This window comes from Planctobacterium marinum, assembly GCF_020687805.1.
GTDB lineage: Bacteria > Pseudomonadota > Gammaproteobacteria > Enterobacterales > Alteromonadaceae > Planctobacterium > Planctobacterium marinum.
Window position 1 is genome coordinate 201,608 of record NZ_JAJEWQ010000002.1, and the last position, 12,525, is coordinate 214,132.

The 12,525-nt window shown below is 46.1% G+C and carries 9 protein-coding genes; 5 read left to right on the top strand and 4 right to left on the bottom strand.

The window, feature by feature from the left end:
* Positions 1-47: 47 nt before the first annotated feature.
* Positions 48-1,724 (bottom strand): dipeptidyl-peptidase 3 family protein, encoded by a 1,677-nt coding sequence (locus LJ740_RS06260; protein ID WP_229528218.1) that lies wholly within the window; start codon positions 1,722-1,724, stop codon positions 48-50.
* 379 nt (positions 1,725-2,103) lie between these two features.
* On the opposite strand from LJ740_RS06260, the gene LJ740_RS06265 reads away from it, so the two are divergent.
* Positions 2,104-2,940 (top strand): HDOD domain-containing protein, encoded by an 837-nt coding sequence (locus LJ740_RS06265; RefSeq protein WP_229528219.1) that lies wholly within the window; start codon positions 2,104-2,106, stop codon positions 2,938-2,940.
* A 120-nt stretch (positions 2,941-3,060) separates the two neighbouring features.
* Here LJ740_RS06265 and LJ740_RS06270 read toward each other — a convergent pair whose 3' ends face one another.
* Positions 3,061-4,386: an alginate export family protein gene (locus tag LJ740_RS06270; protein WP_229528220.1), complete on the bottom strand. Its 1,326-nt coding sequence runs from the start codon at positions 4,384-4,386 to the stop codon at positions 3,061-3,063.
* A gap of 289 nt (positions 4,387-4,675) precedes the next feature.
* On the opposite strand from LJ740_RS06270, the gene LJ740_RS06275 reads away from it, so the two are divergent.
* Positions 4,676-6,298, top strand: a complete 1,623-nt coding sequence (locus LJ740_RS06275; RefSeq protein WP_229528221.1) for a methyl-accepting chemotaxis protein — start codon at positions 4,676-4,678, stop codon at positions 6,296-6,298.
* Positions 6,299-6,370: 72 nt separating this feature from the next.
* Here LJ740_RS06275 and rdgC read toward each other — a convergent pair whose 3' ends face one another.
* Both rdgC and LJ740_RS06285 read right to left on the bottom strand, forming a co-directional pair.
* Complete coding sequence (rdgC, locus tag LJ740_RS06280; RefSeq protein WP_229528222.1) at positions 6,371-7,273, bottom strand: recombination-associated protein RdgC; 903 nt, start codon at positions 7,271-7,273, stop codon at positions 6,371-6,373.
* A gap of 105 nt (positions 7,274-7,378) precedes the next feature.
* Positions 7,379-9,115 carry a sensor histidine kinase gene (locus tag LJ740_RS06285; RefSeq protein ID WP_229528223.1) on the bottom strand — a complete coding sequence of 579 codons (1,737 nt, stop codon included), beginning with the start codon at positions 9,113-9,115 and terminating at the stop codon, positions 7,379-7,381.
* A 273-nt stretch (positions 9,116-9,388) separates the two neighbouring features.
* On the opposite strand from LJ740_RS06285, the gene phoB reads away from it, so the two are divergent.
* Genes phoB through LJ740_RS06300 form a run of 3 tightly spaced genes read left to right on the top strand, consistent with a single transcriptional unit; the run spans position 9,389 to position 12,386 of the window.
* Positions 9,389-10,078, top strand: a complete 690-nt coding sequence (gene phoB, locus LJ740_RS06290; RefSeq protein WP_229528224.1) for a phosphate regulon transcriptional regulator PhoB — start codon at positions 9,389-9,391, stop codon at positions 10,076-10,078.
* Positions 10,079-10,129: 51 nt separating this feature from the next.
* Positions 10,130-11,431 (top strand): phosphate regulon sensor histidine kinase PhoR, encoded by a 1,302-nt coding sequence (gene phoR, locus LJ740_RS06295; protein ID WP_229528225.1) that lies wholly within the window; start codon positions 10,130-10,132, stop codon positions 11,429-11,431.
* Positions 11,424-12,386 carry a PstS family phosphate ABC transporter substrate-binding protein gene (locus tag LJ740_RS06300; RefSeq protein WP_229528226.1) on the top strand — a complete coding sequence of 321 codons (963 nt, stop codon included), beginning with the start codon at positions 11,424-11,426 and terminating at the stop codon, positions 12,384-12,386. The genes phoR and LJ740_RS06300 overlap by 8 nt, the downstream gene beginning before the upstream one ends.
* The last annotated feature ends 139 nt before the right edge of the window (positions 12,387-12,525 follow it).

Consider the following 12,525-nt stretch of genomic DNA (forward strand, 5'->3'; position numbering starts at 1 on the left):
TCAAACGGTTGTTTGAATTCGGGTTTCATACAAAAGGGCTGGTAATCTTACAGGCCCAATACCTGCTTACCCTGGGTAAAGGTAATGTCTACCGGGATATTGGCTTGAGATAAGCGGTCCAGGTCTGCCTGTAACGCCTCATCAATCAGTCCTTTTTCTGCTACCAGCTTAGCAACACCGTCGTAATCTCCGTTGCCCTGTAAGGTCAGAATTAATTCCGACAAGCTGCTAACGGCCTGTTGCATCTTATCCATATCAACGGAGTATTGACCCTGTTCATTGCGACTAAAAGCGCCTTGCTCTTTAAAATAATTAAAGCGCACCATGTTAGCTTTACCGTGCGCACTGGAAGCGCCAAAGCGCACAGAACGGAAGATGCCAGCCATAAACGTGGTGTAGTAGTCCTGTAAAACCCCTTCAGCGATTTCCCCTTTTTCCAGTAATTGCTGAATCATATACAGACCCAGAATATCGGCTTTACCTTCTTCCAATGCTGAGGCGTGTTCTTTCAGCGCCTGACGCACGGTACCCTTGTCGTTAATGGTATTTTTAATACCTAAACCATGCGCCACTTCGTGAAACATGGTGTTGGCAAAAAAGGCATCAAAGGTAATGTTTTGGCGCTGTTCGGGGACAATCAACTCCTGAGCAATGGGCACCAGGATATGATCGAATTTGGCGCGCATGGCATTTTTAAGCTGCAGGCGTCGGGTGCCTTTGGAAAGTTGCACTTCTTCGTCATTGGGCAGATTGATAGCAATGGTTTTGCTACCGGCATTGGAATGACCGGCATAATAAATCACGTCGTAGGCATTCAGGTCGGCATTGGCACCTGGGGTTTCCTGTTTATAGGCTTCGGCAACCGGCAGACCTTGTTGCAATTCCGGCAGGAACTGCGCGTATTTAGCGAGCTTTTCGCTCCATTTTAAATCTTTGATTAAAACATAAGATTCAAACGCGGCACGATAACCAAATAGCTGATCTTCATAAGTCTCAATAGGGCCATAAACCAATTCAATGGGATTGGTTTTCATGTCCATCCAGGCGAAATCAGACGCCTGATAATCGTCGCTGAGCAAGGCTTCTGCACGCATGTTCAGGTAATTGGTGAATTCCTGATTTTCAGCAAGCACTGCAGCCTGTTTAAGTAGTCCGGCGGCGCGTTCCAGTGGCACCTTATATTTTTGCGAATAAGGGATGACTTTGAGTTCGCCGGCCTGTCGTTCAATTACTGAATACAGTCCGTCTTTTGCAGGCAACTGCGCTGCTTCAAATTCGGCCTTATCCATATCTTGCGGGTAAAACTGAGCACCGTGAGATTTGGCTTCTACACCTGTTAAAAAGGCTTTGTCACCGTCCAGTCGGTCCCAGGGGCCGTAGTTAATTTCTGCGAATTTTCGTACTTTGGGATCGGTTATTTGCGCCAGCAACTCATCTTTATTTGGGCCGTATGCCTGTTGCCAAAACAGCTCGTCCATGATCACCGACGCATCAATTAACACCGCTAACATCGTTTTTTGATTGTCTGACAGGTGGGAGAGATCGGCATTCAGTTGTACCTGCTTATAGATATCTAGACGATTTTCAAATTCAGGTAACAGGGAATAGGGGGCAACTTCCGGATTGGCCGTGGCTGAGCCCGCTACGGGATCTTTCGGCTGACAGGCGCTTAGCGCCAACAGGGAAGTGGCGAGCAGAATACCGCTCAGTGGGTTTTTTCTCATCGTTAAACACTCATTATTGTCGTTATTGAAATTAAAACTGCGGATAACATTATTCAATTCCTGGTAAAAATCAAATCTGCAACAAAAATTGCATTTTTTACACAGCCTCATTTCAAAAAAAATTTGTGCCAGATCAGATAAATGGCTGGTGAATCGAAGAAAATAAATTAAACTCAAGGGGTAGGGATGTTACTGGCGGTTAGCATATTAATTGAGCAGTATTTGCTATTTTTGATGATCATTATTTTATGAGTTTTGGTATTGGATGGATTTTTATACCCGAACGGCTCTGGTTATCACAAGAGGTTAGTACAGCCCACTTCGTTCAAACTAGTAGTCCTGATCCATCGCAATCAGGTTCATATGAAAAGGTTGGAAAATGTCCACTGAAAATGCATTGCTCACCATTCTGGTAGAAAAAATTAACAACGATACCCTGGTGTTGCCAACACTGCCAGCGATCGCACTTAAGGTTCGAAAGGCGGCTGATGATCCGGAAATTAACCTCAACGCCATGGCTGATGTAATTGGTCAGGATCCCTCATTGTCGGCGCGTATCATTAAGATCGCCAACAGTGCCTATATGGGGCGCAGCGTTAAAGTAGAATCTCTAAATCAGGCGGTAACCCGTATCGGTTTAACACAAATTAAAAACATCGCCACGGCTTTGGCGATGGAACAACTGTTTGTCAGTAAGAATGAGATTATTAAAGGCTATATTAATAAAATTTGGGATCGCACCGTCGATGTGGTTGCGAATGCGCTTGCCCTGTTTCGAATCTATCAGGATGAAACCAAAGATCGTCGGCTGAATGTGGATACGCTGACCTTATGCTCTTTGGTACACAATATCGGTATTTTGCCAATTCTGACAGAAGCCGAGCGCCATGAAGAAGTGTTTGCTAACCCTGCTTTTCTCAATGTCGCCGTGCAGAAATTGTCCGGACGAATTGGTGGTACTATCACCGCAGAATGGGGCTTTGGTAAAGACTTTGTACAGGTAGCCGAACATTGGCGCAATCTGAAAGTACAAACCGAATCTGTATCTTATCTGGATTTTGTCCGCATGGGGGCAGCGGTAGCCGGACATGTTAACAATCAGAAAGATGCCATCCTGAATCTGTGTATGCAGAAGAATATGATCAGCGATTTAGCGAAAGTTGAAAGCGACGAATACAAAGACATGAAAGAGGCCGGTAAGGCGATATTCAATTAAGCTAATCTTCTGGTCACAAGGTGATCACCGGTTACCAAAGAAAACCCCACGACAATGTGGGGTTTTTGTTGAAAGTACCCGGGTTAAAAAAGAGTACCTGATTTACATAGAGTACCTGATTTAAAAAGAGTAGGTGGTCTGAACGTAGAAATAGGTGGTGTTGCCCTCGGGATTGGCATTCTGCACATCATCAAAGAACTTGCCTTTGATAAGGTATGCCGCGCCCGTCTCAAAGCGAATGTTGTCCTGAATCTGGTGTCGGATCCGGGTTTCAAACTGATGGCCGACAAATGATTCACGCGTTGTATTTCTGGCGCCGATGGCAGGCAATGCGTCATCTTTGTCAGCCAGCCAAACCGGCCGATACCCCAAAAATGCCCCTACGTCTTTCGCGGGTGAGAACTTCCAACGCAATCCGGGGGCCAGGATATTACTGCGCGCAAAGGTGCCATACAGGTTAGTGGCACCAAAATCGAATCGTCTCACTCCATACAGGGTGTCGAAGCGATTGTATTCATCGTCAGCGGGATTATCGTCACCGGTAGCGTAATCGAATTCAAACAACAGGGTGGACTTCCAGTTGTCCGTAAATTTATAGCCGAACGAGAGATGAAAAAAGTAAGCTGAGACATCAAGGTCAGTAATATCCGCGGCACTGGAACTGGCTCTGGCATCGCCAAATTGGTAAGCGGCTGCCAGCTGATACCCCCAGTCATTGGGTAAGTAGGCCTGATCCCATTTTATCCCAAAGGTGTGAATATCCCGGTTACGGGTGCCTAAGTCAGCCTGATCTTCCTCTTTCAGGCCAAAATAAAACCATTCGCCGGTCGCCTTGGTGGCGTATTTACGATTAAAGTGAACGCCATAAAACACATTGTCGGCATAGGGTTTATCGAGTTTTACACTGTTGCTGTCCAGTTCATCACGGGAGCGGGGCAGCCGGTTATCGGGCGCTGCATAGATAAACTGCCAGGTATCAAAATTTCGTTGAAAGTTCGCCAGTACACCAGTAAATGAATTGTGCGTATTGCGGTATCGGGTTCGCGCCACAAAACGCCTGCTGCCCATATCAACGGTAAAACGGCCCAGTTTGACATCGGCTTTGCCGTCTAACGCGGGAAACAGAAATCCCAAATGTGCCTGGATTGGCTCTAATGCATTCACGTCATCCGTGCCCAGTGGGGTATCTTCGTCATCCAGCCACATTCTGGCGTCCATTAATTCTGCAACGGCGTAAAAATTATCACTACTGTATTTTGCTTTTAAAGTCAGCCGATGCGACAGGGCCTGATCGCTGCTGCCAGCGGCCTGTCGGACCGGATTGTCCACTAATTCTACTCTGACACGATAACTACCGCTGATATCAATTTCGGCGGCAAGATCAGTACTAACCAGAGTTACCACAGGGGCTAAGGATAAAAAAATATACTTTTTAACGGATTTCATTAAGTGATTCCCGATTCAGTGAGCGTGCAATTTCAGTCTAGTACAAATTTCCGAATTACCTAAAATTAGCGCAGTCCGCTCTTAATTTAGTCATGAACAACTGGTGAATGAAACCTCGATAAATCGATATGTCAGGCGTTTCAGTGTGCACTTTCACACTGTGGGTATATTATCTTTAGGAATAAAAACTTCTGATCTTTTTCACAATTAAATTGGTGTTTTTACTGGGAAATTTAGCAAAGCAAACTATATTGGAGTGGAGATATAAAACATTATATTGGACCCGGTTATGAATTTTAAAAGTATTGGAGTGAAGTACTCCATTCCCATCGTTGCCATGGGGCTGGCAACGATTATCGTCTTTTTATCCTATTCCCAGTTAACTAATCACATCGAGCGGGAAGCCAGTACTTTTCCGTCTGAGTTTATGCCGGCGGTGAGCCTGGTGTTAAATGGTGATCGCGATCTTTATCAGGCACGGGTGGCAGAGCAGCAACTGGTGTTTGGCACAGGCAATCAATCGGCAGTGACGGAATTGCAGGAAAACGCGCAACAGGCGTATGACCGGTTCATGCAATATAAACGTTTAATGAGTTCCTATCCCGATATCATCCGGCAACTGTCTGAATTTGAAACCTTATACAATGCCTGGTTGTCGAGTATTGAACAGGTGAAACAACTCTCCGCCAGTGGTGATTTGGAGCGCGCCAGACAATTGTCAAACGGGGCCTCCGAGGAGCGTTTTCAGGCGCTGAGAACAGTGTTTGACGTAGCGGGCGAGTTGGCTTTTTCCAGAGCAAATCAGCTAAAGGACGAGATAGAAGCACAAAACAGTTTTTTTAAGGCGATTGCGGCCATCTGTATCATATTGGTGATCATCGCCTGTTCTGTCGTGGCGTTTCTGAGTCAACGTTCGTTATTGTTGCGCATCAACGAAATTACCCAACGCATTGAAGAAATTGCTTCGGGCGGTGGTGATCTGACTCAAACCATTGTCAAAAAGCACAATGATGAACTCGGGGCACTCGGCGATGCCTTTAATAGCTTTATCCAGAGTCTGGCGAGTCTGATAAACGATATTCGCCATCAGGTGCACGATTTAAGTGATGCCAGCGACAGTCTGAAAAAATCCGCCGACAGCACTACGGAAATTGTCAAAGCTCAATGTTCAGATTCTGACATGATCGTCAGTGCCGTTCATGAAATGAGTATGGCTACGATTGAGATGTCATCGATTGCGCAAAAAACCGCAGAGAACATGGAGTTGGCAAAACTTTCTGCCGAAAAAGGGGTATCGGTTATTGCCGACTCAGTTAAACAGATAAACTCTGTGCATCAGAGTATCGAGTCGGCTTCTACCAGTGCTCACAAGTTATCTGAAAACTCAGAAAAAATATCGGATGTGTTAAATGTCATCAGAGGCATTGCTGAGCAAACCAATTTGCTGGCGTTGAACGCAGCGATTGAAGCGGCGCGCGCCGGTGAGCAGGGACGAGGCTTTGCCGTGGTTGCTGATGAAGTACGGTCATTAGCCAGTAAAACTCAGGACTCCACTGAAAATATCCAGTCAATGATTCAGGAAGTGCAGTCAGGAGTGGATAACGTGGTTGCTGTGGTTCAGAAGGTGTTTGATGAAGTGGGGGTAACGGTTACTTTGTCTAAAGAAACCGAAGAACACATCAATAATGCGTTAAACACCGTCGACAATGTATTTGAAATGTCTATTCAGACGGCAACGGCAACCGAAGAGCAAACCGCAGTGGCCGAAGACATTAATCGCAATCTCACCTCTTTGAACGAGAAAACTAATCTGACTTCAGAAGAAGCTAACCGAACCCGTAATGCCGCAACACTGATTTCGGATAAATCACAATCGATATCCGTCAGTATCGGTAAGTTCAAAACACACTAATAAAAAATGCCCCGGAACGGGGCATCTAATGCGAACTACGTATTGCGCACTACAACAATGCGTTGTGCTCTGTTAAGCGTCTTCTTGCAGATCAAAAATGTCCTGTAAGTAACCGATAAAACGCACCAGTTCACCCGACATCAGCGCAAAATCTGCATCCAGTTTTGCCGCTTTTTGGTCTTTGGGAATATCATCATTTTGTTCCCGCAGTACGTCGGTAAATTTAATGCGTTTAATCGCCAGATCTTCCTGCAAAATGGCCGTCAATGTATCTTCCCATTTTACCGAAATTTTGTGCACGGATTTACCCGAAGCAATGTGGTTTAACATTTCTTCTGAGGTCAGGTCCTGATTTTTGCAGCGGATCACACTGGCTTCTTCCGCTTCGTCTTTAAATTCGGCTTCGTCTTGTAGTTCCAGCCCTGCCGGTACCTTATTCTCCTGCAACCAACTGGTTAACGATGCCGCAATACTGGTTCGGCCCAGTGGTACTACCGGCAAAGAACCCATCGCTTTACGCAACAGGGCCAGGAAGGTTTCAGCCTTACCATCGGCAGAGGCATCAACAAACACCAGATTTTCTTTGGGGCTGATCATGCCGTGTAAAAAACTGTTTTTGGTAAAAGCTTGCGGCAGCAGACGGTGTACAATCTCTTGTTTGAGATCCTGCTTGGCTTTTTTGCCGACCGGCGCACCGGTTTCTGATTCAATTTGCGCGACCTTTTCTTCTAATTCTGCATTAATTACCGAAGATGGCAGTAAACGCTCCTGTTTTTTCAGGGTCAGTAAAAACCGCCCATTGGCCAGGTGAAATAATTCCTGACCACCTTCCAGCGGTGCTACCCAGCCCATAGTTGCTAATTCTTGCTTGCCACAATGGCGAAATGCCACCTGGGTTAACTGCTGCTGGAAATCTTCAGGGGAAATATCGAGAGACTCGGTAATCGAATAAACTTTTAAATTTTTAAACCACATAATCTTCTTAGCGTCTGTATGAACAATCGGTTTCGGTGCTGTTGAACCCGATTTGGATCTGAGAAAAGGGCAGGAGATTAGCAGGTCTGCACCTGCTAATCCAGTTTAACCGGCGCGTTTGTTTTTCGGAAAATTAATGATGTATCTAAGCCCTTGACCAGGCTCACTTTCTGCTTCAATTTTACCGCCCAGGGTTTGCGTTACCAGGTTGTACATGATGTGAGTGCCTAGGCCGGAACCCCCTTTGCCGCGCCGGGTGGTGAAAAAGGCATCAAAATGTTTTTCTAACATTTCTTTGTTGAGACCTTTGCCGTTGTCCTGATAGTCAATGTGCACCAGGTTGTCGTCACTCCAAATTTTCATCCTGATGTGGCCTTCTCTGACGTTTTCAAAACCGTGTATCAGGGAGTTCATGATCATATTAGTCACGATTTGTGCAACTGCACCGGGCGCGCATCTTACGGTTAAATCATCCGGGCAGTCGACATCAATCGTGTGATTGGTTTTCTTAAATTTAGGAGCCAGCGACTGCGTGACTTCGCGGATATATTCTTTCATATCCACTTCTCTTTCGGCTTCACTGGTTTGGTCTACCGCCACCTGCTTAAAGCTGGCGACCAGATCTGACGCCCGGTTCAGGTTTGATAGCAGCAAAGTGGTGGTTTGTCCTGCTTCATCAATAAAGGCCGTCATGGTTTTGCTGGTCAGTTTTTTGTCGTCAAATGCGGTTTGCAGTGATTTTAGCCGGTCCTGTAAAAAACTGGCCGCGGTGACACTGACACCAATTGGTGTATTCACATCGTGGGCAATACCGGCCACCAGGCCGCCCAGAGAGGCCATTCTTTCTGATTCTACTAATTGATCTTGCGCTACCTTTAATGACTCCATCGAATCCGCCAATTCATTGTTTTTGCGGATCAGGGTATCTTCTGCAAAACGGCGACTGTCGTTCTCCCGTTTAAGCTCTTCCTGTTTGACCATCAACTCATCTTTTTGCTGTTCCAGATCCAGCATGATTTTAGACAAACTGGCGGTTTTCTTGGCTACTTCCTGTTCCAGCATCAGGTTTTGTTCGTCCAGTTTGCGGTTGGCTTCTTTCAGTTCAGCCTGTGCGCCCCCCAGACGATTCTGAAAATCGATTAAATCGTCCACCAGTTTATTGTAGGCATCGCGTAAAACGGCCAGCTCATTATCATCTTCAATTTTGACGTGCAGTTTTGAGGATTCCAGGCGGTCGATATCGAATTCGTTTATCTGGTGAGTTAAATCAGACAACGGCTCGGTTAACATGCGCCGAAAGGCATTGAGAAACAAGAATACCAGAAAGCCGGTTTTTAAAATGGCATTGCCAATCAGGAAGAAAACACCCACCTGGATACGGCCAAATATGATCTCAAAACTGGAATAGAGTGTGACATCGCCAACGTTAGACGTTCGCCCGGAAAACTCGAATATAAGCGGGAATGTATAACCAAAGGTACCGCCTCCGTGGTCCTGCATAACACCTGTGTTTACCGGGTCCATTTGTAGAACCACTGTGCGCCCTAAATCGGCAATATAGTTGCCATTCTCGTCGCGGATCTGCACACCCTCAACAATGGGCAGCTCCATCAATCCTTCAGCGATAGATTGCGCCTGCGGTGTGTTAAGTTCCCAAATGGCACGAGTCAGACTGGTACTGAAAGTATTTTTGAGAGTTTGTAATTCACTTTGTATGTGATTTTTAGCGTTGAGATATTCAGTTAATATCTGACCGACGGTGACGATTAACGTCAAGATAAAATAAACAGACAGCACTCTGGTCAAAAGTTTTCTTGATAATCCAATTTTAACTTTTGACATTTAACGTAGCCCTTCGTAATTTGCTAAATCCTGTTGAAACAGACCCTGAGCCAGACTCATTGTAATGGTACCCGAAGAATAAGAATTATTTTTTTGTGTTCCTCGGCTAAGAATATGCAGAAAATGTTAATTAGACAAGGCGCAGCCAGGCTTAATTTTCTTTGTTTAACCTGAGGTTATGTTATGGTTTTTGCTGTTTGAAGATGGAAATTTCATAATTTTGTCATCAAATCGACAAATAATTGCCGCGGCTATTTTGATTGAGGTGGTAAAGTGACTAAAAAAATTCTCGTAGTTGAAGATGAAGCGCCCATCAGGGACATGATTAAATTTGTATTAGAGCAATCCGACTTTGATGTCACAGAAGCGGGAGATTACGACGTTGCTCTTGATTCTGTCACCGAACCCTATCCAGAGATTATTTTGCTGGATTGGATGTTACCGGGCGGCAGTGGCATACAACTGGCCAAAAAGCTCAAACAGCACGAACACACTAAAGATATTCCCATTATCATGCTGACCGCCAGAGGTGAGGAAGAAGATAAGGTAAGAGGACTGGATGCGGGTGCTGATGATTACATTACCAAGCCTTTTTCTCCCAAGGAATTAATCGCCAGAATTAAAGCGGTGTTGAGAAGAACCTCACCGACCTCTAATGAAGAGCCGATCAGTTTCAGTGGATTGGTGTTAGATCCGGTTTCGCACCGTGTGACATCTCATGGCAACGCCTTAAAACTTGGGCCAACTGAATTTAAACTGCTACACTTTTTCATGACCCATTCAGAGCGTGTTTATAGCCGCGAGCAGCTTTTGGACAATGTTTGGGGAACCAATGTTTATGTTGAAGACCGCACAGTCGATGTTCACATCCGACGCCTGCGCAAGGCCATTTCTGGCCACGGTCATGAGAACATGATACAAACGGTTCGCGGCTCCGGGTATCGCTTTTCTGTAAAGCAGTAAATAGGCTGTTCACCAGACCGGATGGTGTAATCTAACTAAAAAAGGTAGCACTTGTATAATCCCTTCTCCTGGGTGAAAAGTATAACCCGCATTGCCTCCTGGTATGGTTTGGCACTGTTGGCGGGTTGGTATTTTGATGCCTGGTTATGGTCATTTGCACTGGCCTCGACCTCGCTGGTTATCATTAATTACTTTCACCTGATCAAGCTCAACAACTGGTTGTGGCACAGTAAAAAGTTCACGCCACCTGATGCTGCGGGTATCTGGGGCTATATATACGACGGCATATATTACATGCAGCGTCGAAATCGCCTTAAACGCAAAAAACTGGGTAATTTGATTCGTCGTTTTCGCGAAGGTTCGGAATCATTGCCGGATGCCGCGGTAGTACTGGATGCCGACTGGCATATCGAATGGTGTAATCGTCTGGCTCGTATCGAGCTGGGTCTAAACTGGCCGGAAGATGCCGAGCGGCGCATCGACAATTTAATTCGGCATCCGGACTTTGTGAAATTTCTGCGCAACGGCAATTACGATAATCCCATTGAAATTGAATCACCCACGAATATCAATCGGGTGTTAGAGTTTCGGATGATGCCCTATGGTGAAAAGCACTATCTGCTTATCGCCCGCGATATCACTCAAATCAGCCATGTTGAACAGATACGCAAAGATTTTGTGGCTAATGTCTCCCATGAACTGCGAACACCACTGACCGTATTAAGCGGGTATCTGGAAATGCTCAAAGAAAGCCCTGACATGCCAGAGTCCTTTATTGAAAAAGCCTTTGAAGAGATGGGAACACAATCGGTGCGAATGCAAAGCCTGGTGGAACAGTTGCTGGCCTTGTCGCGCATTGAGGCCAGTACCGAACGCGTCTATGAAAAAATCGTCAATGTGCCTCAGGTGCTGCGCACCATCGAAATTGAAGCCCAGTCCCTCAATAAAGATAAGCATCACGATATTCAGTTTGAGATTAAAGACGACCTGGTGATCTACGGTGTCGAAACCGAGTTGCGCAGTGCCTTTTCGAATTTGATCTTCAATGCCATCAATTACACGCCCAACGGCGGCGTTATCCGGATCTGCTGGTGCCGGGATGGTGACAAGGCCAGATTTAAAGTGGTGGACAATGGTGATGGTATTGCCGAAGAACACCTCAGTCGTTTAACTGAGCGCTTTTATCGCGTCGACAAAGCCCGTTCCCGCAAAACCGGCGGAACCGGATTGGGATTATCTATTGTTAAACATGTTTTGTCCCATCATAATTCCCGTCTCGAGATCAAAAGTGAGGTGGGCGAGGGCAGTGAGTTTTCTTTTTCCTTTTCAAAGCAAATTATTGCCAGTGTCTAAGCTTGTCCCGGTTTTATTGCTGTGCAGTTTGGCTATCAGGCCAGTATTGAGTGTCGCTGCGGATAGCACTCAGGCCTACAACGTAACCCATGGCATTGCCGGCACGATTATTTCAGTCGGTTCAGATACTATGTCTAATTTAACGTCGGTCTGGGCTGAAGAATTCAGCGAACACTATCCGCAGGTTAAATTTCAGTTGCAGGCAGCTGGCTCTTCAACCGCACCGCCTGCTATGACCCACGGAACCGCCAACATTGGCCCGATGAGCCGCACCCTGAAAGCATCCGAGCGCGATGCGTTCATCAGTGAATTTGGTTACGAACCCACCCTTGTGCCGGTGGCCTTAGATGCCATCACATTGTTCGTAGACCTGGATAATCCGGTAACGGCCTTATCACAGCAACAGATTGATGCGATTTTTTCAGTTACCCGGTTTTGCGGTGGCCCTGGCGCCATTGAGCATTGGTCGTCAATTACCGGCAGTGATTTGTTCCCGCACCGCATTCGCATGTTTGGACGCAGTGCAGTTTCCGGTACCTATGGCTTATTCAAAGATAAAATACTGTGCAATGGTGACTTTAAGGCGCAGGTGGCTGAGCAACCCAGTTCGACATCCGTTGTGCAGTCTGTGGCCTTTTTCAAGGGCGCGATTGGTTATGCGGGCTGGGGCTTTCAAAATGCAGGCGTTAAACTGTTATCTGTAAAGCTATCGGAAGACCGGGCTGCGATTGCCCCATCGGAAACCAATATCCGCACCGGCGAATATCCCTATTCCCGATTTTTGTATCTGTTAATCAATAAACACCCCGGAGAACCGCTGGCTAACCCCTACCTGGAGTTTGTGCGATTCATTTATTCTGCCCAGGGCGATGCCATCACCCGCAGAGAAGGTTATGTGCCTTTGGGGGCGGCCCGTTCATCGCAGGTATTGTCACTTTTAGAGGCCGGACAATAAGTCCAGGCAAGCTGTTTCTCTCCTTTTTCTGCGTTACAAATATGAAAGTTTTGTGACGCTTACTACCCCTGTAACAAAATTGTCATTCACTTTAAGTACTCTGCGTGCGATTAAAATCTAGTACTCATTAATATTTATA